At 59.9% G+C, this 23,295-nt stretch carries 22 protein-coding genes; 14 read left to right on the top strand and 8 right to left on the bottom strand.

Annotation, left to right across the window (positions count from 1 at the left end):
• Positions 1-59: 59 nt before the first annotated feature.
• The 4 genes from ACZ9DP_RS16245 (at position 60) to lysS (ending at position 6,050) form a co-directional block, all read left to right on the top strand.
• The gene (locus ACZ9DP_RS16245) at positions 60-809 is read left to right on the top strand and encodes a TerC family protein (RefSeq protein ID WP_194728242.1); all 750 of its coding nucleotides are present in this window, start codon (positions 60-62) and stop codon (positions 807-809) included.
• A gap of 308 nt (positions 810-1,117) precedes the next feature.
• A complete protein-coding gene (locus ACZ9DP_RS16240) occupies positions 1,118-2,887 on the top strand; it encodes an SLC13 family permease (protein WP_476202895.1) in 1,770 nt (589 codons plus the stop codon).
• 192 nt (positions 2,888-3,079) lie between these two features.
• Positions 3,080-4,537 carry a glutamate--tRNA ligase gene (gltX, locus tag ACZ9DP_RS16235; RefSeq protein ID WP_476202894.1) on the top strand — a complete coding sequence of 486 codons (1,458 nt, stop codon included), beginning with the start codon at positions 3,080-3,082 and terminating at the stop codon, positions 4,535-4,537.
• Positions 4,538-4,553: 16 nt separating this feature from the next.
• Positions 4,554-6,050, top strand: coding sequence for a lysine--tRNA ligase (gene lysS, locus ACZ9DP_RS16230; protein WP_455873905.1), 1,497 nt, complete (start codon positions 4,554-4,556; stop codon positions 6,048-6,050).
• A 54-nt stretch (positions 6,051-6,104) separates the two neighbouring features.
• Here the strand turns inward: lysS and ACZ9DP_RS16225 are convergent, their stop codons facing one another.
• Positions 6,105-6,794: a hypothetical protein gene (locus ACZ9DP_RS16225; RefSeq protein ID WP_372432607.1), complete on the bottom strand. Its 690-nt coding sequence runs from the start codon at positions 6,792-6,794 to the stop codon at positions 6,105-6,107.
• A 180-nt stretch (positions 6,795-6,974) separates the two neighbouring features.
• Here ACZ9DP_RS16225 and ACZ9DP_RS16220 point away from each other — a divergent pair, with 180 nt between their 5' ends.
• The 7 genes from ACZ9DP_RS16220 to ACZ9DP_RS16190 all read left to right on the top strand — a co-directional run bounded on the left by ACZ9DP_RS16220 (position 6,975) and on the right by ACZ9DP_RS16190 (position 13,841).
• Positions 6,975-7,883 (top strand): LysR family transcriptional regulator, encoded by a 909-nt coding sequence (locus ACZ9DP_RS16220; RefSeq protein WP_239596845.1) that lies wholly within the window; start codon positions 6,975-6,977, stop codon positions 7,881-7,883.
• 120 nt (positions 7,884-8,003) lie between these two features.
• Positions 8,004-9,164: an ABC transporter substrate-binding protein gene (locus tag ACZ9DP_RS16215; protein ID WP_074070440.1), complete on the top strand. Its 1,161-nt coding sequence runs from the start codon at positions 8,004-8,006 to the stop codon at positions 9,162-9,164.
• 195 nt (positions 9,165-9,359) lie between these two features.
• Positions 9,360-10,346, top strand: coding sequence for an ABC transporter ATP-binding protein (locus ACZ9DP_RS16210; RefSeq protein WP_239596844.1), 987 nt, complete (start codon positions 9,360-9,362; stop codon positions 10,344-10,346).
• A complete protein-coding gene (locus ACZ9DP_RS16205; RefSeq protein ID WP_239596842.1) occupies positions 10,343-11,311 on the top strand; it encodes an ABC transporter permease in 969 nt (322 codons plus the stop codon). Before ACZ9DP_RS16210 ends, ACZ9DP_RS16205 begins: the two co-directional genes overlap by 4 nt.
• Positions 11,301-12,116 carry an ABC transporter permease gene (locus tag ACZ9DP_RS16200; protein WP_074069739.1) on the top strand — a complete coding sequence of 272 codons (816 nt, stop codon included), beginning with the start codon at positions 11,301-11,303 and terminating at the stop codon, positions 12,114-12,116. The genes ACZ9DP_RS16205 and ACZ9DP_RS16200 overlap by 11 nt, the downstream gene beginning before the upstream one ends.
• A gap of 13 nt (positions 12,117-12,129) precedes the next feature.
• Positions 12,130-13,557 (top strand): gamma-aminobutyraldehyde dehydrogenase, encoded by a 1,428-nt coding sequence (locus tag ACZ9DP_RS16195; protein ID WP_476202893.1) that lies wholly within the window; start codon positions 12,130-12,132, stop codon positions 13,555-13,557.
• 110 nt (positions 13,558-13,667) lie between these two features.
• On the top strand, positions 13,668-13,841 hold the full coding sequence (locus ACZ9DP_RS16190; RefSeq protein ID WP_022715956.1) for a DUF1328 domain-containing protein: 174 nt from the start codon (positions 13,668-13,670) through the stop codon (positions 13,839-13,841).
• 16 nt (positions 13,842-13,857) lie between these two features.
• Here the strand turns inward: ACZ9DP_RS16190 and ACZ9DP_RS16185 are convergent, their stop codons facing one another.
• Both ACZ9DP_RS16185 and tal read right to left on the bottom strand, forming a co-directional pair.
• Entirely contained in the window at positions 13,858-14,526 is a 669-nt protein-coding gene (locus ACZ9DP_RS16185; RefSeq protein WP_476202892.1) for a DUF1345 domain-containing protein, read from the bottom strand.
• Between the two features lie 93 nt (positions 14,527-14,619).
• A complete protein-coding gene (gene tal / locus ACZ9DP_RS16180) occupies positions 14,620-15,585 on the bottom strand; it encodes a transaldolase (protein ID WP_074069742.1) in 966 nt (321 codons plus the stop codon).
• A 323-nt stretch (positions 15,586-15,908) separates the two neighbouring features.
• Between tal and ACZ9DP_RS16175 the strand changes: the two genes are divergently transcribed.
• Positions 15,909-16,895, top strand: a complete 987-nt coding sequence (locus ACZ9DP_RS16175; RefSeq protein ID WP_194728250.1) for a sugar-binding transcriptional regulator — start codon at positions 15,909-15,911, stop codon at positions 16,893-16,895.
• Here ACZ9DP_RS16175 and ACZ9DP_RS16170 read toward each other — a convergent pair.
• Both ACZ9DP_RS16170 and ACZ9DP_RS16165 read right to left on the bottom strand, forming a co-directional pair.
• Entirely contained in the window at positions 16,886-17,758 is an 873-nt protein-coding gene (locus ACZ9DP_RS16170; protein ID WP_476202891.1) for a methylated-DNA--[protein]-cysteine S-methyltransferase, read from the bottom strand. The genes ACZ9DP_RS16175 and ACZ9DP_RS16170 overlap by 10 nt on opposite strands.
• A gap of 69 nt (positions 17,759-17,827) precedes the next feature.
• Entirely contained in the window at positions 17,828-18,325 is a 498-nt protein-coding gene (locus ACZ9DP_RS16165) for a DUF2244 domain-containing protein (RefSeq protein ID WP_476202890.1), read from the bottom strand.
• Here ACZ9DP_RS16165 and nth point away from each other — a divergent pair.
• Entirely contained in the window at positions 18,324-19,127 is an 804-nt protein-coding gene (nth, locus tag ACZ9DP_RS16160; protein ID WP_476202889.1) for an endonuclease III, read from the top strand. The genes ACZ9DP_RS16165 and nth overlap by 2 nt on opposite strands.
• Before the next feature lie 26 nt (positions 19,128-19,153).
• Here the strand turns inward: nth and ACZ9DP_RS16155 are convergent, their stop codons facing one another.
• The gene (locus tag ACZ9DP_RS16155) at positions 19,154-19,867 is read right to left on the bottom strand and encodes a sulfate transporter family protein (protein ID WP_074069746.1); all 714 of its coding nucleotides are present in this window, start codon (positions 19,865-19,867) and stop codon (positions 19,154-19,156) included.
• Positions 19,868-20,100: 233 nt separating this feature from the next.
• Here ACZ9DP_RS16155 and ACZ9DP_RS16150 point away from each other — a divergent pair, with 233 nt between their 5' ends.
• The gene (locus tag ACZ9DP_RS16150) at positions 20,101-20,955 is read left to right on the top strand and encodes a MurR/RpiR family transcriptional regulator (protein WP_194728252.1); all 855 of its coding nucleotides are present in this window, start codon (positions 20,101-20,103) and stop codon (positions 20,953-20,955) included.
• Here ACZ9DP_RS16150 and ACZ9DP_RS16145 read toward each other — a convergent pair.
• Together ACZ9DP_RS16145 and ACZ9DP_RS16140 are read right to left on the bottom strand one after the other, a co-directional pair.
• A complete protein-coding gene (locus ACZ9DP_RS16145; RefSeq protein ID WP_476202888.1) occupies positions 20,952-22,535 on the bottom strand; it encodes an FGGY-family carbohydrate kinase in 1,584 nt (527 codons plus the stop codon). The genes ACZ9DP_RS16150 and ACZ9DP_RS16145 overlap by 4 nt on opposite strands.
• A complete protein-coding gene (locus ACZ9DP_RS16140) occupies positions 22,535-23,224 on the bottom strand; it encodes an HAD family hydrolase (RefSeq protein ID WP_074069749.1) in 690 nt (229 codons plus the stop codon). The genes ACZ9DP_RS16145 and ACZ9DP_RS16140 overlap by 1 nt, the downstream gene beginning before the upstream one ends.
• Between the last annotated feature and the right edge of the window lie 71 nt (positions 23,225-23,295).

Here is a 23,295-nt window from a genome sequence, read left to right as displayed (position 1 = left end):
TTGGCGCCTTCACCTTAAATTGCGGGCGTCAGATTCTATGGCGCGAGGGAAAACAACTTATGCAAGATATCATCATGCTCGTTCAGGATCCGGCAGCCTGGGTGGCTCTGGTGACCCTGGTTGTCATGGAAGTCGTCCTCGGCATCGACAACCTGATCTTCATTTCCATTCTCACCAACAAGCTGCCGGTCGAGCATCGTGATAAAGCTCGCAAAGTGGGCATCAGCCTCGCCCTCGTCATGCGTCTTGCATTGCTCGGTACCGTGGCCTGGATCGTCCAGCTCACGACACCTGTCTTCGAAGCTTTCGGTCATGGCTTCTCTTGGAAGGACATGATCTTGATCGCCGGCGGCCTGTTCCTCGTATGGAAGGCCACCAAGGAAATTCACCACAGTGTCGATCCGGAAGATCACAACGAGGATTTCATCGCGAGTTCGGCAACGACGGGCTTTGCGGCGGCGATCAGCCAGATCCTGCTGCTCGACCTCGTCTTCTCGGTGGACAGCATCATCACCGCCGTCGGCATGACCCCGCACCTGCCGATCATGGTCATCGCCGTCATCGCCGCCGTCACCGTCATGCTGTTCGCCGCGACGCCGCTTGCGAATTTCATCGAGAAAAACCCGACGATCGTCATGCTGGCGCTGGCCTTCCTGCTGATGATCGGCACCACACTCATCGCCGACGGCATGGGGTTCCATGTACCGAAGGGCTATGTCTATGCCGCCATGGCCTTCTCGGCGCTGGTTGAAGTGCTGAACATGTTTGCAAGAAACGCCCGAATGCGGAAGAAAGCCAGCGGGCATTGACGAGATTTAAACGGGGGGCGCGACAAAAACGCGCCCTTTGCTTTTTTGTTCAGGCCGCTCCCCTGGCGAGTTCCCTGTGATCGCCGAAACCAGCCGCTGATCGTCTGCCGTGATGTCCGGCGCAAAACGGGCGGCGCCCGCCCAAATGGGCGCGTATCGAACGATACCGCCCTGTCCGGCGAGATGCTGGAAAAGACCATTTGCGCCCGGCGAGGTGAGGGATAGGAACTTTGCATCCTGCATGACATTGATTGCTCCAGGAAAGCGTACAAGTTCATCCGGCAATCGGCCCAAACCTTCAGAGCGGTATGACGACCCAACAGATCCTTTCCTTCGGCGTGATCGGCCTGATGATGGCAATCTTCATCTGGGACCGGTTCCGTTACGACATTGTGGCCTGTTGCGCCCTCGTTCTTGCGGTTGCAGCCGGTCTCGTTCCTTTCGGCAAGGCGTTTTCCGGCTTCGGAGACGACATCGTCATCATCGTCGGCAGCGCCCTCGTCGTCAGCACCGGGGTCGCCCGCTCGGGGATCGTCGACATGGCGATCAAGCGCTTCTTTCCCAATCTTGCCAAGCCGCATCTCCAACTCGCCCTGTTGCTTGTCGTTGTTGCGGTGCTCTCTGCCTTCATCAAGAATATCGGCGCTTTGGCGATCATGATTCCGGTCGCCTTCCAGTTCGCCAGGAAAACCGGCAGATCACCATCGCTCTATTTGATGCCGATGAGTTTTGCTGCCTTGCTCGGCGGCTTGATGACGCAGATAGGCACTTCGCCCAACATCGTCGTATCGCGATTGCGCGAGGAGATCACCGGTGCGCCCTTCACCATGTTCGATTTCACGCCTGTCGGCGCGACCCTGACCCTTGTCGGCGTCGTCTTCTTGATCTTCTTCCATTGGCTGGTGCCGGAACGGCAGAACGAGAATCCCTCGCTCGAGGAGGCGCTCGACCTCAAAACCTATTTCTCGGAGGCGACGGTTGTCGAAGGATCGAGCTTCGACGGCAAGAAGCTGAACGAACTCCTTCAACTCGGCGACGGCGAAGTCGTGGCGACGGCGATCCTGCGCGGCCACTCCCGCATGTCGCCTTTTCCCGACGTGATGCTGAAGGCCGGCGATACGATATTGCTGGAAGGCGTGCCGGATGCACTCGATCGCGTGGTGACCCATGCGAAGCTGAAGCTCTCCGGAAAGCCCATCCCGGAAGCGCGGGCGGAGGGCAATCTCGTGTCGATCGAGGCCGTCATCACCGCGGAATCGATGCTGATCGGCCTTTCCGCGCGCCAGCTCTCGCTGTGGAACCGGCGGCGGGTCAACCTGCTCGCCGTCAGTCGCCAGGGCCACAAACTTACCGAGCGGCTGAGCGAGGTGACGCTTCGGGCCGGCGACGTTCTCCTGCTTCAGGGAAGCCGCAGGAACCTGCCTGGCTTCCTGCAGGAATTTTCCTGCCTTCCGCTTGCCCAACGTGACATCATGCTTGGCACGCCACGCCGAGGCTATGTGCCCCTTTTGATCCTCGCCACCGCCATGGGCGTGACTGCCGCGGGCCTCACGCCGGTTTCGGTCGCCTTTTTCTGCGCAGCGCTCGCCATGGTCGTCTTTCGCGTGATCCCGCTCGTCGATGTCTATAAGTCGCTCGATGCGCCGATCCTGATCATGCTTGCAGCACTGATCCCGGTATCCGATACGCTCCGGACCACGGGCGGCAGCGATCTGATTGCCGGATGGCTCGGCGATTTCGCTGCCCAGATGCCGCCATTCGGCGCGCTGGCGTTGATGCTGGTGACCGCCATGGCAGTGACGCCGTTCCTCAATAATGCCGCCACAGTCCTTGTCATGGGACCGATCGCGGCGAGTTTCGCTGAGGCCCTCCATTACAAACCGGAAGCTTTCCTGATGGCGGTTGCCATTGGCGCCGGCTGCGACTTCCTCACGCCAATCGGCCATCAATGCAATACGCTGGTTTTCGGCCCCGGCGGCTACCGCTTCAGCGATTACCCTCGCCTGGGCCTACCGCTATCCTTCATCATCATCGTGGTGAGCGTGCCCGTGCTTCTCTATGTTTGGCCTGCGCTTTGAGTGCCCGGCGCCCATTTTCCTTGACGTGCGCGGTCGAATATGGCCTTAAGGCCAGCCAAACGGACAATCGGCGGATGAACTGGGCAGAATGCCCTTATCCGGCCGGTTTCCTGATCCAGTGATCTGCATTCTTCCCGCCGAACGTCGCTTTCGCAGGAAAGCCGTCCGGCATTTATTTGACGGGCACATAAAATGACAGCTTCCGGCGTCCGCGTCCGAATCGCTCCCTCGCCGACTGGCGAGCCGCATGTCGGGACCGCTTACATCGCTCTCTTCAATTATCTTTTCGCCAAGAAAAACGGCGGCGAGTTCATTTTGCGCATCGAGGATACCGATGCTACGCGCTCGACCCCGGAATTCGAAAAGAAGGTCCTGGATGCGCTGAAATGGTGCGGCCTGAAGTGGTCGGAGGGCCCCGACATCGGCGGGCCCCATGGCCCGTACCGCCAGAGCGACCGCAAGCATATCTACGGCGAGTATGTCGAAAAGATTGTTGCCGCCGGCCACGGTTTCCGCTGTTTCTGCACGCCGGAGCGTCTGGAAAAGATGCGCGAGGCGCAACGCGCCGCAAACCTGCCGCCAAAATATGACGGCCTCTGCCTGAGCCTCTCGGCAGAAGAAGTCACCTCGCGCATGGCGGCAGGCGAACCCTCTGTCGTGCGCATGAAGATCCCCGCCGAAGGCTCCTGCAAGTTCACCGACGGGGTCTATGGCGACGTGGAAATCCCGTGGGAAGCGGTCGACATGCAAGTCCTCTTGAAGGCCGACGGCATGCCGACCTATCACATGGCAAACGTCGTTGACGACCACCTGATGAAGATCACCCATGTCGCCCGCGGCGAGGAATGGCTGGCTTCGGTTCCAAAGCACATCCTGATCTACCGGTATCTCGGCCTCGAGCCACCGGTGTTCATGCACCTGTCGCTGATGCGCAATGCCGACAAGTCAAAGCTGTCGAAGCGCAAGAACCCGACCTCGATCTCCTATTACACCGCGCTCGGCTATATCCCCGAGGCGCTGATGAACTTCCTCGGCCTCTTCTTCGTCCAGATCGCTGAAGGCGAAGAGCTGATGACGATGGACGAGCTCGCCGAAAAATTCGACCCGGAGAACCTCTCCAAGGCGGGCGCGATCTTCGACATCCAGAAGCTCGATTGGCTGAACGGCCGCTGGATCCGCGAGAAGCTTTCGGAAGAAGAGTTCCAGCATCGCGTCCTGCAGTGGGCGATGGAAAACGATCGCCTGAGGGCCGGTCTTGCGCTCTCGCAGTCGCGCATCTCCAGGCTTGGCGAACTGCCGGACCTCACGGGCTTCCTGTTCAAGTCGGACCTGAACCTTGATCCATCCGCCTTTGTCAAGATCAAGTCGCCGCCGGAAGAGATTCTGGAAATCCTCAACACGGTGCAGTCGGACCTCGAAAAGATCCTTGAATGGAACGTCGAGTCGATCGAAGCCGAGCTGCGCGCTGTTGCCGATCGCATGGGCAAGAAGCTGAAGGTGGTCGTCGCACCGCTTTTCGTCGCCGTCTCCGGCTCATCGCGCTCGCTGCCGCTCTTCGATTCCATGGCGATCCTCGGCCGCGCCGTCGTACGCCAGCGCCTGAAACTGGCGTCTCAGGCGGTCGCCTCCCTCGTCGGCCCGAAGAATTGAACCGGACGTTTGCATCATGACTGAAAAGACCGAAACAGCGACCCTTTCCTCCGACGCAACGGAAGTCCGCGCCCAGAAGCTGAAGCTGCTGCGCGAACAGGTCGGCGATGTCTATCCGGCGCATTTCCACCGGACGATCACCAATGCCGAACTCGCTGCGAAATACGAGGGCCTGGAGCCGGACACCGAGACACAGGATGTCGTCACCGTCGCCGGCCGCGTCTATTCCTCGCGCAACTCCGGCATGTTCATGGACATCCATGACGCTTCGGCCAAGATCCAGATCTTCAGCCACAAGGACACGACGCCGGAAGAGGCTCGCGCCCTGCTGCCGATGATCGACATCGGCGACATCATCGGTGTGACCGGCGTGGTGCGCCGCACCAAGCGCGGCGAACTGACGATCAACGCGCAACAGATCACCATGCTGACCAAGTCGCTTTTGCCGATGCCCGAGAAGTGGCATGGCCTCTCCGACATCGAGCTGCGCTACCGCAAGCGTCACCTCGACATCATGACCAACGAGGAATCGAAGCTCCGTTTCCAGCAGCGTTCGAAGATTGTCTCCGGCATTCGCCGCTTCATGGAGAATGACGGCTTCATGGAAGTCGAGACGCCGATGCTGCAGTCGGTGTACGGCGGTGCGACCGCCGAACCCTTCAAGACGCATCACAACACGCTCAAGCTCGACATGTACCTGCGCATCGCGCCGGAACTGTTTTTGAAGCGCACGCTGGTTTCGGGCCTCACCGACAAGGTCTTCGAGATCAACCGCAACTTCCGCAACGAAGGCGTCTCGACAAGGCACAATCCCGAATTCACCATGATGGAGTGCTACTGGGCCTATGCCGACTACGAGGACATGATGGACCTCGTCGAACGCATGTTCGCCGAGCTTGCCATTTCGGTCCATGGCAGCACGGAATTCACCTTCGTCGACAAGCAGATCTCCTTCAAAGGCCCGTTCCGCCGTGTGCCGATGCCTGACGCCGTCAAGGAAGCGACCGGCATCGACTTTCTGGCGATCAAGACCGACGAGGAAGCCCGCGCCGCCACGAAGGCCGCCGGTTTCGAAATCGAGAAGGACGCAACCTGGGGCGAATGCCTGGCCTTTATCTTCGAGGAGAAGGTCGAAAGCACGCTGATCCAGCCCGCGCACGTCACGCATTTCCCGAAGGACATCTCTCCCTTCGCCAAGGAAGTGCCGGGCGAGCCGCGCCTTGTCGAGCGTTTCGAGACCTATTGCAATGCCTGGGAACTCGGCAACGCCTTCTCGGAACTCAACGATCCAGAAGAGCAGCGCAAGCGCATGGTCGAACAGCTGGAGCAGGCTCACGCGCGCGGCGAAAAGGAAAAACAGCTGGACGAGGAATTTCTGGACGCAATCGACCAGGGCATGCCGCCCGCCGGCGGTCTCGGCATCGGCGTCGATCGCCTGATCATGCTGCTCACGAATTCCCCCTCGATCCGCGACATCATCCTCTTCCCGGCCCGCCGCAGTAAGGCGGACTGAGCAGATTGAAAAGGCGGACGGCCGATGGTCGTCCGCCTTTCGCATGCCCAATGATCAATGGCCGGAGGCAGGAGCAGCCTTGCTGCCTTCTGGCAGAGAAACGGCTTCGCTATCCGGTGGTGCGTCCCCTTCGCCGCCTTTTTCGTTGCCCTCGCCTGCGGTTGCAGCGACAGCCGTCGGATCAATGCAATCGGAGCGTTGCTTGAACGAGGCGTTCAGCGCCTGGATTTCTTCGTCCGGCAAATCGATGCGCTCGCCGAAAAACAGGCCGTTCTCGCTCGCCTGACCATCGTAATAGCGGGCAGTATAGGGTTTGCCGTTCAGCCCTTCGACCAACTGGTCGGGATGCGGGATATAAACCACATCGGCGCCGATCGCCCTGCCACGAATATCCGAACGCAGCGTTGGACCGTTTTCATCGAGGACCACGACCTGTACCAGATCGGGCCTTTCTTGCGCGTAAATGGCTTGCGCCACGCGGAGCGCCGTCTTGACCCGTGTCATGCCGTCCGTCGGCTCGGTCTTGATGTATTTGCGAATCCAGACGCGATCCTGCTTCTTGATGGTCACCAGGTTGACATCGGTGCAGGAGACGCCGTTCGCCTCTTCCAACACCTGGCCGATGATGTTGTCCCTGCCGATATAAAGGGCAACACCGCCGGAAGCGCCTATAAACAAGGCCAGTCCGCCGATTACAATCACCAATTTCCGGGAGGGCCGGAAGATGCGCAGTAAGGCCTTCACGCCAACTGCTCCGCCATCGAAAAAACTCCAACGCAATACATGCGAGTGAAGCTAGTCAAACGACGTTTCGGAATGCTTAAGTGGTCTTTCGAGAAACATACCAATTCGGGCTAAAGACCAAAAAAGGTCCGCCACCCGATGTGCTTGCCATGATCCGTTTGGCCGTGCTCTAAAACACGCATGGCCTTCACCCTTCGCCAGATCCAGTATTTCGTCGCCGTTGCCGAGCAGGGTTCGGTGACGCGCGCCGCGCAGAATCTTTCCATCTCGCAATCCTCGGTCACAGAAGCGCTGAAGGAGCTGGAAACCGACCTTAGCGTCGAACTCTTCGAACGCCACCCGCGCGGCCTGACGATCACGCACAACGGTCACCAGTTCCTCCGGCATGCGACAAAAATTCTAGCCAGCGTCTCCGATGCCCGGGCCAGCTTTTCCAGCCTGCAAAGCGCTCTTTCCGGAACATTGAATATCGGCGTCACCTCGCTGGTCGCAGGCTATGTTCTTTCCGATCTTCTGGCGCGGTACCGCCGCGCCTGCCCCGGTGTGGAGGTTAGTGCAATCGAAGACAATGGCGGCTATCTGGAGCATCTGCTGGTCGGCGGTGAACTCGATGTCGCGGTCATGGTAATCTCCAACCTGCGCGACCGCATGGCGCTGCAGGCGGAGATCCTCGAAACCTCGCCCTATCGTCTCTGGCTGCCGATGGGCCACCCGTTGGTTTCGGCCGACATCATCTCGGTTGCCGACATTGCCCGCGAGCCGCTGATCATGCTGACGGTCGATGAGATCGAGGAGAACACCGGCAAGCTGCTGTCAGCGCTCGGCGCCCGCCCGCATGTCGCCTTCCGCACCCGGTCGGTGGAAGCCGTGCGCAGTCTCGTTGCAACAGGCGCCGGCGTCGCTCTGCTTCCCGATCTCGTCTACCGCCCCTGGTCGCTGGAAGGCGACCGGATCGAAAGCCGCGATGTCTCCGGTTCATTGCCAGTCGTCCAGGTCGGCATGGTCTGGCGCAAGGGTTCCAGCCTGCCGCAAGCGGCGCGAGATTTCGTCGGCATTGCGGAAGCCATGCGATCCGGCCGTGCGCGATGACGATATCGGAATTTCCGATATCGTCTTTCTGATAAATGAATTTGCGAAACCGGATATTTCAGCGCACCTTTCAACCGGGAACAAATGCCGCAACAAGCGGCACAAACCGGGAGACAGACGATGAAGTACCTTCTGAAATCGTGCACTGCTGCCCTCGCAAGCTTGAGCTTCGTGACGCAGGTGGCTGCTGCCGAACCGTTGAAGGCCTTGGACAAGGGTGAGGGTGCGGTCAGCATCGTCGCCTGGGCCGGCTATATCGAGCGCGGCGAAACCGACAAGAATTACGACTGGGTTACCGATTTTGAAAAGAAGACCGGCTGCAAGGTTTCCGTGAAGACGGCGGCGACCTCGGATGAAATGGTGGCGCTGATGAACGAAGGTGGCTTCGATCTCGTCACCGCTTCGGGCGATGCTTCGCTGCGTCTCGTTGCCGGCAAGCGCGTGCAGCCGATCAATACCGACCTCATTCCGAGCTTCAAAAACCTCGACGAACGCCTCCAGAGTGCTCCGTGGCATACCGTCGGCGGCGTCCACTACGGCGTGCCCTATCTGTGGGGGCCGAACGTTTTGATGTACAACACCGATGCCTTCAAGGATAAGGCCCCGACGAGCTGGAAGGTGGTATTCGAAGAAGAAACGCTGCCTGATGGCAAATCCAACAAGGGCCGCGTCCAGGCCTATGACGGACCGATCTACGTCGCCGATGCTGCCATGTATCTGATGGCCCACAAGCCTGATCTCGGTATCAAGGATCCCTACGAACTCAATGAAGACCAGTATAAGGCAGCCCTCGATCTGCTGCGCGGCCAGCGCAAGCTTGTCTCCCGCTACTGGCATGACGCGATGATCCAGATCGACGACTTCAAGAACGAAGGCGTCGTCGCATCCGGCTCCTGGCCGTTCCAGGTGAACCTGATGCAGGCCGACAAGCAGAAGATCGCCTCGACCTTCCCCGAGGAAGGCGTCACCGGCTGGGCCGACACGACAATGCTTCATGCCGACAGCGAGCATCCGAACTGCGCCTATATGTGGATGGAGCATTCCCTGTCCGCCAAGGTCCAGGGTGATGCCGCCGCCTGGTTCGGTGCCGTCCCCTCCGTTCCGGCAGCATGCAAGGGCAACCAACTGCTGACCGATACCGGCTGCACCACCAACGGCTTCGACCACTTCGACAAGATCAAGTTCTGGAAGACGCCTGTTGCCAAATGTACGACACAGAGTGAGTGCGTGCCGTATCATCGCTGGGTGTCGGACTATATCGGCGTGATCGGCGGGCGATAGCCAACACCCAGGCAGAATGATTGCCCCTAACCCTCTCCCACACGCAGGGAGAGGCGACATGCCCCAAGACCTCTCGCCGCTATCCGAAATGCCCCGAGGGCGAGAGCATCGCCGCGAGTCCGCTTCGCCGCGCTTGCGGCGAGAAGGTGCCCGGCAGGGAGGATGAGGGGCATCATGTATAACTCGGAGACCCCAATGACACCCGCCGTCCGTTTCCAGCAGGTTTCGCGCCATTTCGGCCAGGTTCGCGCCGTCGACGGCGTCGATCTCGAAATCGCACCGGGCGAGTTCTTCGCGATGCTCGGTCCGTCGGGCTCCGGAAAGACGACCTGCCTGCGTCTGATCGCCGGCTTCGAACAGCCGACGGATGGGCATATCGAGATTTTCGGAGAAACGGCAGACGGTGTCCCGCCCTACCGCCGCAACGTCAATACCGTCTTCCAGGACTACGCGCTCTTCCCGCATCTCAACATCCTCGACAACGTTGCCTACGGGCTGATGGTCAAGGGCATCGGTAAGGCAGAGCGCACCAAGGCGGCCGAACAGGCGCTGGAGCTGGTGAAACTTCCGGGCTACGGCGCCCGCCGCCCCGGCCAGCTCTCCGGCGGCCAGCGGCAGCGCGTGGCACTCGCCCGCGCGCTCGTCAACAAGCCGAAGGTCTTGTTGCTCGACGAGCCGCTTGGCGCGCTTGATCTGAAGCTGCGGGAGCAGATGCAGGAAGAATTGAAGAGCCTTCAGCGCGCACTCGGCATCACCTTCGTCTTTGTCACCCACGACCAGGGCGAGGCGCTCTCCATGGCAGACCGCGTCGCCGTCTTCAACAACGGCGGCATCGTGCAGGAGGGTACGCCGCAGGATATCTACCGCCGTCCGAGGACACGCTTCGTCGCCGATTTCGTTGGTTCCTCGAATGTCATCGCGCCAGATGTAATGACGTCCCTCGGCGGCGAAAAGCGCTGGGCAAGCCTGCGCCCCGAAGCGATCCATCTCTCCGGCGACGGCATGGAGGCGGCGGTCGAAAACACCAGTTTCCTTGGCGCCGCGTATCGCCTGACGGTCGGCATGAGGGGCACACGCCTGCATGTCACACTACCCGCAGGTGCCAATGTGCCGGATATCGGCGCCAGCGTGCGCCTGGCTTGGCAGCCGGCCGACGTGCATTACATGGATGATGCAGCATGACAGCGCTCGCCCTGACAAAGCCTGGCGTTACGACCTCCATCTTGCCCGGCCGCGGCGGATTCTTCGGAGGATTGTCGGACGCCTTCTGGCGCCATCCGAAGCTACTGCTTTTGTTGATGCTGACGCCGCCGCTGCTCTGGCTCGGCATCATCTATATAGGCTCGCTGATCGCACTGCTGCTGCAGAGTTTCTTCTCGATCGACGATTTCTCCGGCTTGATCAATTACGAGTTCACGCTCGCGACCTATGCCGAGCTGCTGAACCCAACCAATTTCGACATCATCGTCCGTACCGTCGTCATGGCGGTCATGGTGACGATCGCATCCGCCGTCATCGCCTTCCCAATCGCCTACTACGCCGCGCGCTATGCGCAGGGAAAGTGGAAGGCGTTTTTCTATCTCGGTGTCATGCTGCCGCTCTGGTCGAGCTATCTCGTCAAGGTTTACGCCTGGAAGCTGATCCTCGCCAAGGAAGGCATCCTCACCTGGATTTTCGCCAAACTGCATCTCTCATGGCTGCTCGACGCCATTCTCACGCTGCCGGTCGTCGGCGGCAATTCGCTTTCGGTGAGCTATCTCGGAACCTTCGTCGTTTTCGTTTATATCTGGCTGCCCTACATGATCCTGCCGACGCAGGCCGCTCTCGAGCGCGTCCCTGCAAACCTGATCGAGGCCGCCTCCGATCTCGGCGCCACGCCGGGCCAGTCCTTCCGCACGGTACTGTTCCCGCTGGCGTTGCCCGGCATCGTCGCCGGCTCAATCTTCACCTTCTCGCTGACCCTCGGCGATTACATTATCCCGCAGATCATCGGTTCTTCCCGCCTCTTCATCGGCCAGGCGGTCTATGCGCAGCAGGGCACCGCCGGTAACGTGCCGCTTGCCGCCGCCTTCTCCGTCGTGCCGATCGTCATCATGGCCATCTATCTCTGGCTTGCAAAAAAACAGGGGGCCTTCGATGCGCTCTGACCGAGGACACCGCTCCCCTCTCCCCCTGAAGATCGCAGCCGCGAGCGGCCTGCTTTTCCTGCATCTGCCGATCCTTTTGATCTTCGTCTATGCATTCACCACCGAGGAGAAGAGCTACCAGTGGCCGCCGCCGGGGCTGACGACGCAGTGGTTCGACGTGGCCTGGAACCGGCGTGACGTCTGGGCAGCCCTCGGCCTTTCTGTGCAAGTCGCCTGCATCGCCACCGCTATCGCCCTGGTGCTCGGCACGCTTTGTGCTGCCGCCGTCAGCCAGACGAAGTTCTTCGGCCGCGAGGTCATCTCTTTGCTCGTCATTCTGCCGATCGCCCTTCCCGGTATCATCACCGGCATTGCGCTGCGCTCGGCCTTCAGCCTGTTCGACATCCCGTTCTCGGTCTGGACGATCGTGCTTGGCCACGCCACCTTCTGCGTCGTGGTCGTCTACAACAATGCGGTCGCCCGCTTCCGCCGCACCTCCGGCTCATTGATCGAAGCTTCGATGGACCTCGGCGCCGACGGCTTCCAGACTTTCCGGCACGTCATCCTGCCGAATATCGGCACCGCGCTGCTTGCCGGCGGCATGCTTGCCTTCGCGCTCTCCTTCGACGAAGTCATCGTCACCACCTTCACCGGCGGCCAGCAATCGACGCTGCCGATCTGGATGCTCGAAGAACTCATCCGCCCGCGCCAGCGCCCGGTCACCAACGTGGTCGCCATGGCCGTCGTGCTCGTCACCTTCCTGCCGATCCTGGCAGCCTACTACCTCACCCGCGACGGCGACCAAATCGCCGGAGCCGGCAAATAAAAGGGAGAACATCATGGACACCCAGATGCTGATTGGATCCCGCTTCGAAACGGGCACGGAAACGGAAGAGCACATCCTGAACCCGAAGACGGGCGAGACGGTGCTGAATCTGCCGGAAGCCTCGTTCGGCCAGATCGATGCCGCTGTGGAAGCCGCCGGGAAGGCTTTCAAGCGCTGGTCGCAGACGACACCCGCCGAACGCTCCGGCTATCTGCTGAAGATCGCCGATGCCATAGAGACAGACGGACAGGGCTTTGCCACGCTCGAAGCACTGAACTGTGGCAAGCCGATCAACGCCGTGCTCAACGATGAAATCCCGGCGATCGTCGATTGCTACCGTTTCTTCGCGGGCGCTGTCCGCAACCTGCACGGTCCGGTTTCCGGCGAATACCTGCCTGGTCACACCTCGATGATCCGTCGCGATGCAATCGGCATCGTCGGCTCGATCGCGCCCTGGAATTATCCACTGATGATGATGGCCTGGAAGCTGGCACCCGCGATCGCCGGCGGCAACACCGTCGTCTTCAAGCCTTCCGAACAAACGCCGCTGACGGCTCTGAAGATGGCGAAACTGCTCGCTGACATCCTGCCCGAGGGCGTCGTTAACGTCATCCTCGGTCGCGGAGAAAGTGTCGGCAATGCGCTGATCAACCACCCGAAGATCGCCATGGTCTCGATCACCGGCGATGTCGCGACCGGCAAGAAGGTGCTGCAGGCGGCCGCCAAGTCCGTCAAGCGCACGCATCTGGAACTTGGCGGCAAGGCCCCCGTCATCGTCTTCGACGACGCCGATATCGATGCGGTCGTCGCAGGCATCCGCACCTTCGGTTACTACAACGCCGGCCAGGACTGCACCGCCGCCTGCCGTATCTATGCCGACGCCAAGGTCTACGACAGGTTCGTCGCCGATCTCTCCTCGGCGGTTTCCTCGATTAAGTTCAACCAGGCCGAGGACACTGAAAACGAGATCGGCCCACTGATCTCCAAGCGCCAGCGCGACCGCGTCGAAAGCTTCGTCACCCGCGCTGCCGAGCACAAGCACATGGAAATTACGACCGGCGGCAAGACCTCAGGCGACAAGGGCTTCTTCTTCACGCCAACCGTCATCGCCGGTGCCACGCAGGATGACGAGATCGTCCGCCGCGAAGTCTTCGGCCCGGTCGTCTCCGTGACGCGCTTTACCGACGTCGAGGATGCCGTCGCCTGGGCGAACGACAGCGACTATGGCCTTGCCTCCTCCGTCTGGACCAAGGACATCAGCTGCGGCATGAAGACGGCCGCGCGCCTGCAATATGGCTGCACTTGGATCAACACGCATTTCATGCTGGTCAACGAAATGCCGCATGGTGGTCTCAAGCAATCCGGCTACGGCAAGGACATGTCCGTCTATGCGCTAGAGGATTACACCGCCGTCCGGCACGTGATGATCAATCATGGTTGAGTAATATTCCAACCAGTATCAGTTGTGATCAAGACCGTCGCAGACAACTGCGGCGGAACAATTTGGTCTTTCCTGCGTCCTCTTCTGTATCCAACGCAGAGGAAACATCCATGCTCAAATGGGCTCTCATATTTCTCGTCATTTCGCTGGTTGCCGGGTTCTTCGGTTTTTCCGGCATCTCAGCCGCCACCGCAACGATCGCGCGCGTCCTTTTCGGCATCGCCCTCGTCATCTTCCTGATCTTCCTGATCCTGGCACTGATCGCCGGCCAAGCGGTTCTCTAAGAACGGCGTGGCTTGCCTAGAGCAGGCTCGCTCCGACATTGATTGCGAGTGCCAGGATCGTCGTATTGAAGAGAAACGACAGCACTGCATGAAGCAGCGCGACCTTGCGCATCGTCATGGTGGAGACGGCAACATCAGCCGTCTGCGCCGCGACGCCGATCGTGAATGAGAAATAGAGGAAGTCCCAATAGACGGGCTCTTCGATCCTGTCCGGAAAAATCAGGCCTTCACCCTTGTCAGGTCCGCCGTAGAATCGATGGGCGTAGTGGATGGTGAAGAGCGTGTGGAGGAAAACCCAGGAAACCAGGATCGTGACCACCGCCGCGCAGGCCCTGGCGAAGGCGACATCAGGTGGCGCTTCTTTCACGGAATGCAGCTCGAGCCCAATGCCAGCAATGCTTGCGAGCGCCGCCGCGATCGACAAGAAGAGTACGAAGGTGTCGGAAAAATCCAGATCTTCCGCTCGCTTCCTGATATCCGCGACTGTCGCCCGAAGCATCCTTCGCCAACTGGTACATGTAAAAACGATGGCCGTCACGTTCCAGCCGACCAGCACGTTCTTGGCGTTCACATCCCGGGAGGTGAGAAGCAGGAAAACGACCAAGCCCACGATGAATGCAATGATGATGCTCAGATGCCGGACGGCATAGGTCATTATCGAACTGCGCTGATCGTCATCCGCCATGTCTTTCCTCAGGCTTTATGCCATTGATATCAGCACGAAAAAGGCGCGGCCGCCATTGGCAACCGCGCCTTTCAGCCGTTTTCTATGAAGACGTCAGGCAGCAGCGAGCTGCAATTCCTTCTGGACCATCGTGCGAAGCGCCGTCAGGTCCTTGGCGAAGGCGCGAATGCCTTCGGCAAGCTTTTCGGTTGCCATCGCATCTTCGTTCATCATCCAACGGAAGGTCTTCTCGTCGATTTCGATCCTCGGCTCGGCCTTCTTCGTGTCCGGCGAGAGCTTGCGGACCAGCGTGCCCTGATCGTTGGCGAGTTCGTCGAGCAGCGCCGGGCTGATGGTCAGGCGGTCGCAACCCGCCAGTGCTTCGATTTCACCGGCGTTGCGGAACGAGGCGCCCATGACGATCGTCTTGATGTCATGCGCCTTGTAGTAATTGTAGATGTCACGGACAGACTGAACGCCCGGATCCTCTTCCGCAGTGTAATCCTTGCCGGTCGACTTCTTGTACCAGTCGAGGATGCGGCCGACGAAGGGCGAGATCAGAAAAGCCTTCGCATCGGCGCAGGCAATGGCCTGGGCCTTGGAAAAGAGAAGCGTCAGGTTGCAGTCAATGCCCTCCTTCTGCAGCACTTCCGCGGCGCGGATGCCCTCCCAGGTCGAGGCGAGCTTGATCAGAATGCGGTCGCGCTCGATGCCGCGCTCCTTGTAGGAGGCGATGATGCCGCGCGCTTTGGCGATCGATGCTTCAGTGTCGAAAGAAAGGTCAGCATCGACCTCGGTCGATACGCGACCCGGCACGAGCTTCGACAAGGCGGCACCAACGGAGATCGCAAGACGATCGGCGACGGCTGCGCCAACCGCATCGCTGTTTCCGCCCTGTTTCTTGCCCCAGGAGACGGCTTCCTTGATTGCATCGGCAAACATCGGCGTTCCGAGCGCCTTCAGAACGATGGTCGGATTGGTCGTGCAATCCACCGGCTTCAGGCGGGCGACAGCCTCGATATCGCCGGTATCGGCGACGACCGTGGTCATGTCGCGGAGTTGGTCAAGCTTGGATGTCATGGTCAAAATCCCTTGTGAACTCGAACTGCTAACTTGAGCTGCGGACCGGCGCGAGCTCCGCCCGGCAATGAGGTAGTCTACAGACAGATGAGTTTGCTGCAGGCGAAAACGCGTGCCTTCCCATGTGCCCGCACATTGTCCTCCTCGGACAAACGACTGTGTCGGGAATGACTATCGCCATTCCGAAATGAGAAAGTCAAGGACATTTGTGCATTTCAATTGACATAAGTGTCATGCCCGTCATTATCGCTAGGAACAAGGAAAATGGCCCTGTTTTTTCCGCCTCCGGATGCAAGTAGGGTGAAACTCAAGCAGGAGAAGATGTGGCCAAGCTGAAACGCGGCACGCACACGGCTTACTCAGAAGCCTCCTCGCTGAGGCTACGCGCCGCGTGGCTCTACTACAATCAGGGCCTGACGCAGAAGGACGTCGCCGAGCAGCTCGGCATAAGCCGCACGACGGTCATCCGCTTGCTCGACGAGGCGATGAAGCGCAGCGAGGTGCAGATCTGGATCAACGATTCGATCGGCGACTGCGTCGAGCTTTCCGTGAAGCTGGAGCGCGCCTACGGGCTCGACGAGGCAATCGTTGTCCCCGCTCCCGTCGGTTCCGACGTCGATAGTCTCGCAAAGAGCGTTGGGCTCGCGCTCGGCCAGTTCCTGTCCGAGGCGATCCCCGACGACTATACGATCGGCGTCGGCTGGGGGCGCACGATGACGGCTTCGCTTTCGAGCTTCCGGCCGCCCCGACGCACCAATTGTAAGGTGGTCTCGCTGCTAGGCGGCATCGTCGCCGTGCACCAGACAAACCCCATCGACTATACGTGGCGGCTTGCAAGCCAACTTGGCGCTGAGTGCTACATGTTCCTCTCGCCGCTGCTCGTGGATTCGGTCGAGACGAAGCGCAATCTGATCGAGAAATGCGGACTGGACACGATCTACCGGCTGGCGGAAGACCTTGATCTTGCGATCGTCAGCTGCGGCGACATCGGCCCGCATTCGACATCTCTGTCGGAAGGCTGGATTTCCAAGGCCGAACTGCAGCAGCTGATCGACGCCGGCTGCGTCTGCGACACGATGTTCAATTTTCTGGACAAGGACGGCAACACCGTCGATCACTCGATCAACAGCCGCGTGATGTCGGTCGATCTGGACACCCTGAAGAAGGCACGGCACATCGTGCTCTCTTCAGGGGGCGCACATCGCGCCGTCGCGATCCGTGCCACCATCCGGCGCATCGGCTGCAATACGCTGATCACCGACGAGAGCGCCGCAAAGGCGCTGCTCGAACTAGCCGAAATTCATGCCTGACCGGCTTCCCACCCCAGTATCGCCCGTTTGCGGGTGAGACCCCAATGGTAGCCCGTCAAGTCGCCATTTTTCCCGAGCGCACGGTGGCATGGCACAACGAAGGAGATCGGATTGCGTCCAATCGCAGCACCGACTGCACGCGATGCCGTCGGCTGGCCGATATCTTTAGCGATGTCCGAATAAGTCATCGCTTTGCCAAGCGGAATCTTCAAAAGACTCTCCCAGACGCGGACCTGAAAATCCGTGCCGATGAGCACGACGCGCAAAGGCTGGTCTGCAGACCACTTTCCGGGCTCGAAGATTCGCTCTGCATAAGGCGTGGTTGCCTGCCGATCTTCGACATATTGGGCATTCGGCCAGCGGCAGGTCATGTCTTCGAAACAGGCGGCCTCGTCGCCGAGATCGCTGAAGGCAAGGCCTGCAAGGCCGCGATCGGTGGCCATGACCAGCGCGACGCCGAAGGGCGACTGGTGGAAGCCGTAGCGGATCGTCAGGCCGCCGCCCTTTGCCTTCCATTCACCGGGTGACATGGCCTCATGGGTGACGAAGAGATCGTGAAGACGGCTTGGACCGGAAAGACCCACCTCGATCGAAGTTTCAAGCAGCGGCATGTCTTCCTTGCGCAGCAACCGCTTGGCATGATCGAGCGTGACTGCCTGCAGGAAGGCCTTGGGCGAAAGCCCGGCCCAGCGGGTAAACGTCTTCTGAAGCTGCGTCGACGACTGGTTGAGCCGCGCGGCAATCGCCTCCAGCGACGGCTGGTCGCGATAGTCCTCGGTGATAAGTTCGATGACCTGACGGACGGTCTCGTAGTCCGGACCCTCTGGCGTGGTGTCTCTGTTCAGATTGGCGATCATATTCATCGTTCTTCTCCTTGTAACAAGGAGATAGTCAAGGGGAGCACCGCAAGCCACCCGTTTCTTGCGCAACGTTTAAATACGCTGCTTGACTGTCGCAAGCGCTCCTTTGAAGGCCTTGGCAAAGCTTTCGCGATCATCCGGATTGAGGAAGGAGCCGATATCCGTCCGCCGGCCCTCGCCAAAAATATGCATGGAAAGAATGCCGATTTCCTGGTGGCGGCGGACGAGGAAACGCGCCCAGAAGGGATTGAAGTGATGCTCCACCATGCGTCCGGAAGGCGCGAACTTGCGGACCGCGACATCGATGCGCGAAACGGTCACTTCCTCGCGCGCCCTGCCGGAGCGGTAGTTGAGCCAGAAGGCACCGTAGAGCAACGCGAAATCCAGCCCGAAGAAGAAGCCGATCGGCCAAGCACCGGTAACGACGAAGAATATCCCATAGATGAAACAGACGGCACCGGAAATCAGCAGCAGCACCCTGAAACCCTTGCGGCCGAGCGACCGGTAAGGGAAAAGTTCGGCTGCAAAAACAGGCTGTTCGTTCGCCCGCCCGGCGTTGCTTTCCGTCATGGCTGATGAGTATAGATTGTCGATGCCCGAACCGAAACTCAAATCCGTCCGCAAAACACCGCAAAACTCGAAAGTGATCACCCGCCGCAAGGCCGTCCCGGTGCGCACCGCGTATTCGCAAGCCGAGCGCGAGGAGATATTCCGCCGCTTCTCGATCCAGCGGCCGGAACCCAGAGGCGAGCTGGCACACACCAATCCGTTCACGCTCGTCGTTGCCGTGGCACTCTCCGCCCAGGCGACGGATGCCGGTGTCAACAAGGCGACGCGGGCGCTTTTCAAGGTGGCAGATACGCCGGAGAAGATGTTGGCGCTCGGCGAGGAACGCCTTCGCGACTACATCAGGACGATCGGCCTTTACCGCAACAAGGCGAAGAACGTCCTGGCGCTCTCGCAATTGCTGGTCGATGAATTCGGCGGCGAGGTTCCGCAGAAGCGTGAGGAACTCGTGCGCCTGCCGGGCGTCGGCCGCAAGACAGCGAACGTGGTTCTATCGATGGCCTTCGGCCAGGCGACGATGGCGGTGGACACGCACATCTTCCGCATCGCCAATCGCATCAAGCTGGCGCCGGGAAAGACACCGGACGAGGTCGAGGACCGCCTGATGAAGGTGATCCCCAGTCACTACCTTTATCATGCCCACCACTGGCTGATCCTGCACGGCCGCTACACGTGCAAGGCGCGCCGCCCGGAATGCGAGCGCTGCGTGATCGCCGATCTCTGCAAATCGCCGGAAAAGAGCTGCGACATACCGGCGCCGCTGGTCGAGCTACCGCCGCAGGTGATCGGCGAGGCCGTCGAATAGCCGAACCTTCGGCCTCCTCAAACTGATTACCGGTGAAAACCGAGATCCCGTTGGGAAATCAGCTTGTAGAGATGAACCATCATGCCCGCCGCAAAAAGCGGCGTCAGCAGATTGAGGAAGGGGATGGCCAGGAAAGCGGCGATCACCAAACCACCGAGAAAGACGGTAGAAGCGTGCTTTGCCCTGAAGAGCCGGGCCTCCTCCGGCGAACGGAAGCGCATGGCGGCGAATTCGAAGAATTCCCGGCCGAGCAGATAACCGTTCACCAGGAAGAAGGCAATCAGGTTCACGCCCGGGATGAAGAGCAGGAGGAGAGCGACAATATTGCCGGCAATCACCACGCCCAGGAACTTGAGTGAACTCGCGATTGCCGGGCCGATCGGCATCGCCGTTCCCGGGGTATCCTCGGGATAATCCCGCTTCTCCACCACTTCCGCCACGTCATCGAGAAAAAGGCCGGCAATCAACGCCGTCACGGGCGACAGCATCAGCGCCAGGCCTAAGGCAAGACCGATGCTTGCGAGAATGACAAAGACGAAGCTCAGCCAGCCGGCCCAATCCGGAATTTCCGGAAAGAAGCCCGCGATCCACGGAAACAGCAAAGTCATGAACAGGCTTCGCAGCACGAACCAGAGCCCAATGAGAACCAGGATCGTAAGCCCCAGCACCTTCCAGAAAACAGACCGGGTTTCCCGTGCAAAAAGGTTGAAAAACGCAAGGCGCGCGGCATCGAGGATCATTCTTCGCATCTCCAGGTTATATCTGCGCATGTAGGAATCTCAACGCCCGACGGCAAGTCGAAATAAAACTACATGCAACGATGGAAAACTTGTCTAAAATAACACACTAATATATAGTCTATAGTATTCGATATAAACTTGAGCCTAGGACGCAGCTTCCGGAAATAGTTGCAACGGCAAGTCTCGCCAATAGCGCATCCGCGAATTGCCTCTGGGAAGTCAGGGAGGCTGATGTGGAAGACTTTGTTCAGAAGCTCAGACACTATGTGAAGTCAGGCACGCCGGCCGAGCGCAGAATTGCGAAGTATTTTACCGAGCACCTGAACGACCTTCCCTTCGAGACCGCTGCCTCCGTGGCCGACAGGCTCGATCTAAGCCCGATGACGGTTGGCCGTTTTCTGCGCGCCCTCGGCTATCAGGGTCTCGACAGCGTCAAAGTCCATTTCCGTGAAACCGCAGTCACCTCTCCTGTCCAACTTCAAAATTCGCTCAACGCGTTGCAGACCGATGCCTCGGAAGGAAAATCGCTTGCCTTGCTCGTCACCGAGCAGATCCAGGCACTGCACCACATCTACCATCTGACCGCTCAGACGCACTGGGCCGAAGCCGTCGCGATGATTGGCATGGCGCGCGAAGTTTTCATTGCAACGCATGTACGGCTCGCGGGCTTCGCAACGCATTTCGCCCACCGTCTGACACGGTCCCGCGATGGCGTCCACGCACTGGACGGTTCGGCAAACCGCTTCGCCGAACTCTTCGCTCGCCCGAGTGGCGAAGGCGCCCTCCTGATCATCATCGATTGCCGACGCTTCGGCAAAGCGCGTCTGTTGGCGCGAACCGCCCGGCGATATGGCTACAAGGTCGTGCTGATCACAACGGAAAACAGCGACTGGCTGCCCGACCAATCCAACGTCATGCTGGCGCTTCCGCCTGCCCGCTCGCCCGACGAGGACAACCTTCCTCCGTTGATCGCTCTTCTCGACTGTCTGTCGGAATCGGTCATTGCCGCGGCAGGCGAAGAGGCGCTCGAACGCCGGCGGCGAATGTCGGAATTCGGCACCATTCTCGGAGAAAGCGGCAATCGCTAGCTTATCGCGTCCAGTTCGGCGCGATGGCGATACATCGCGAGAAACCGCCGGTATTCGCGATCATACAGAGCCTGCTTTGTCGCATCCGGCGCACGCTCTTCACCCCCGGGATACATCGCCACGCCGGCCGTCGTGAGATCCTTATGTAAGCCACAGGCAACAGACGCCCCGATCGCGGTGCCCAGCAACACCGCCTCGTTCATCTTCGGAACGACGACCCTGCAGCCTGTCGCATCCGAATAAAGCTCCATCAGCACGGGGTTCTTCACATGCCCGCCCGCAACATGCAGCGTGTCCGGCACATAACCGTATTCCTTCATCTTTTCGAGAATATGCCGGATGCCGAGCGCAATGCCGACGGCCGTACGCCAGTAGAGCGCGCAAAGTCCGTCGAATGACGTATCGAGCGTCAGCCCGCTGATAGTGCCGACGGCGTGCGGATCGGCAAGAGGCGACCGGTTACCGTGGAAATCCGGCAGCACGAAGATGCGCGAGCCGAGCGCGTCGCCTTCTTCGGCACGCAATTGCGCAATGCGGGAGACGATCTTCTGATGCAATGCGGCGGTGGGCTCGCCCCCGGCAGCATGCATGCGCACGATATGCTCGAGCAACGCACCCGTCGCCGATTGACCGGCTTCAACAAGCCACGAATCCTGAAAGACGACCTCGTAGTAAGGTCCCCACATGCCATGGCTTGGCTTTCGATCGCGGGAGAACGAAATGATGCAGCTCGAGGTTCCCGCAATGAGCGCCAACTGACGCTCAAGCTGCGTTGGGTCGGCCGCATAGCCGGCAAGCGTGCCGAGCGCGCCCGCATAGGCGTCGATCAGGCCCGCCGAAACGTGGCAATCCGTCGTCAGCCCGAGTGCCGATGCAGCCTCCTGGGTGAGCGTGCCGACGCTTGTGCCGACCGGTGCTGTGTCGTCGGGCAGACAGCCGCGCTCCTGCAGGTCTTCCAGACCGATCTGCGCGAGAAAATCTTTCTGCCAGCCCGTTTCCTTGTGAGCCAGATAATTCCACTTCGCCGTCAGCGTGCTGCGCGAACGGGCAATCGAGCCCGTCGCCTTCCACGTCATGAAGTCGGCAAGATCGAAGAAATAACCGGCATTCATCCAGGTGCCAGGCAGTTTCTTCTTCAGCCACATCAGCTTTGGTATCTCCATCTCCGGCGACATGAAATGCCCGGAATGATCGAGAACCGCATGGCCGGTTGCCGTGCAGAAATCAGCTTCGTTCAACGCCCTGTGGTCGAGCCAGACGATCGTGTCGAAGCGCCTTTCGCCCCCGGTCGAGACGCTGATCTGTCCACCATCGACATCGCGGACGACGAGCGAGCATGTGCCGTCGAAGCCGATCGCACCGACAGACGCAGGAGCTGCGCCCGATTGTTCCATCGCCTTGCGAACGACGATGCAGACCGCAGACCAGATGTTTTCCGAATCATGTTCGGCATGATTTTCACGCGGCCTATTCATGATGATCGCATGTTCGGCCTTTCCGAGCAGGCGACCGCGGGCATCGAACACACCGGCACGCGCGCTGCCGGTGCCGACATCCACCGCAACCACATGATCATGCATCAAGGGCGAGCCCCATCCAGCTTTTGTTTCTGGATAAGGTGTATCAAATCCGGCATTGCGTCAAATACGCGTTCCGGCGAAAGCCGCTCGAGTTCGGCACGATAACCTGCAAAATTGGCATGTGAGCCGCCGGTAAAGGCAAAGACCGTCATGCCTGCGGCCTTGGCTGCCTCGATCCCGGCAGGGCTGTCTTCGATTACGACGCAGTTCTTCGGATCGACGTGCATTTCGCGGGCCGCATGCAGGAAGAGGTCCGGCGCCGGCTTTCCATTCTTCACCATCGAGGCGCTGAAGATGTTCGGTAGCTTGTCGATAAGGCCGGTGACGGTGAGCGACAGCCTGATGCGCTCGACCTGGCTCGACGAAGCGACGCAGCAAGGGATGTCGAGCGCCTCGATCGTCGCACCTATGCCTTCGATCGGCCTCAGTTCTTTCCTGAATCGCGCATAGAGATTGGTGCGGATGCGCTCGAGAAACTCGCCGCCGGCATACACCTGATATTCGCTCTTCATCGTTTCGATGACGGTCGCGAGGCTCCTGCCGAGGAAGCGCCCATAGACCTCTTCCTCGGTGATCGGCACTCCGAGGTCGTTCATCGCCTCGACGAGCACGCTGACGGAGATCGGCTCGCTATCGACGAGGACACCGTCACAATCGAAAATGACCAGGCGTGTTTCAGAATCAGCCATGAAGACCAACCAGAGTTCGGTTCGGGCGCGTTATCGGCTCGCGCATGCGCAAGCCGGATCAATGGCGGCAG

Source organism: Rhizobium sp. USDA 4016, from assembly GCF_056279705.1.
Note: the sequence above shows the minus strand (reverse complement) of the source record. Positions and strands in the feature narration are given on the sequence as shown.

What these genes read in the sequence shown, in the direction of transcription:
- gltX (WP_476202894.1), top strand. Translation starts at nt 3,080, where the DNA reads ATGACAGCTTCCGGCGTCCGCGTCCGAATCGCTCCCTCGCCGACTGGC.
- ACZ9DP_RS16205 (WP_239596842.1), top strand. Translation starts at nt 10,343, where the DNA reads ATGACAGCGCTCGCCCTGACAAAGCCTGGCGTTACGACCTCCATCTTG.
- ACZ9DP_RS16245 (WP_194728242.1), top strand. Translation starts at nt 60, where the DNA reads ATGCAAGATATCATCATGCTCGTTCAGGATCCGGCAGCCTGGGTGGCT.
- ACZ9DP_RS16140 (WP_074069749.1), bottom strand. Translation starts at nt 23,224, where the DNA reads ATGGCTGATTCTGAAACACGCCTGGTCATTTTCGATTGTGACGGTGTC.
- ACZ9DP_RS16155 (WP_074069746.1), bottom strand. Translation starts at nt 19,867, where the DNA reads ATGATCCTCGATGCCGCGCGCCTTGCGTTTTTCAACCTTTTTGCACGG.
- nth (WP_476202889.1), top strand. Translation starts at nt 18,324, where the DNA reads ATGGCTGATGAGTATAGATTGTCGATGCCCGAACCGAAACTCAAATCC.
- ACZ9DP_RS16220 (WP_239596845.1), top strand. Translation starts at nt 6,975, where the DNA reads ATGGCCTTCACCCTTCGCCAGATCCAGTATTTCGTCGCCGTTGCCGAG.
- ACZ9DP_RS16165 (WP_476202890.1), bottom strand. Translation starts at nt 18,325, where the DNA reads ATGACGGAAAGCAACGCCGGGCGGGCGAACGAACAGCCTGTTTTTGCA.
- ACZ9DP_RS16185 (WP_476202892.1), bottom strand. Translation starts at nt 14,526, where the DNA reads ATGGCGGATGACGATCAGCGCAGTTCGATAATGACCTATGCCGTCCGG.
- ACZ9DP_RS16170 (WP_476202891.1), bottom strand. Translation starts at nt 17,758, where the DNA reads ATGAATATGATCGCCAATCTGAACAGAGACACCACGCCAGAGGGTCCG.
- ACZ9DP_RS16145 (WP_476202888.1), bottom strand. Translation starts at nt 22,535, where the DNA reads ATGCATGATCATGTGGTTGCGGTGGATGTCGGCACCGGCAGCGCGCGT.
- lysS (WP_455873905.1), top strand. Translation starts at nt 4,554, where the DNA reads ATGACTGAAAAGACCGAAACAGCGACCCTTTCCTCCGACGCAACGGAA.
- ACZ9DP_RS16190 (WP_022715956.1), top strand. Translation starts at nt 13,668, where the DNA reads ATGCTCAAATGGGCTCTCATATTTCTCGTCATTTCGCTGGTTGCCGGG.
- ACZ9DP_RS16195 (WP_476202893.1), top strand. Translation starts at nt 12,130, where the DNA reads ATGGACACCCAGATGCTGATTGGATCCCGCTTCGAAACGGGCACGGAA.
- ACZ9DP_RS16200 (WP_074069739.1), top strand. Translation starts at nt 11,301, where the DNA reads ATGCGCTCTGACCGAGGACACCGCTCCCCTCTCCCCCTGAAGATCGCA.
- ACZ9DP_RS16240 (WP_476202895.1), top strand. Translation starts at nt 1,118, where the DNA reads ATGACGACCCAACAGATCCTTTCCTTCGGCGTGATCGGCCTGATGATG.
- ACZ9DP_RS16215 (WP_074070440.1), top strand. Translation starts at nt 8,004, where the DNA reads ATGAAGTACCTTCTGAAATCGTGCACTGCTGCCCTCGCAAGCTTGAGC.
- tal (WP_074069742.1), bottom strand. Translation starts at nt 15,585, where the DNA reads ATGACATCCAAGCTTGACCAACTCCGCGACATGACCACGGTCGTCGCC.
- ACZ9DP_RS16210 (WP_239596844.1), top strand. Translation starts at nt 9,360, where the DNA reads ATGACACCCGCCGTCCGTTTCCAGCAGGTTTCGCGCCATTTCGGCCAG.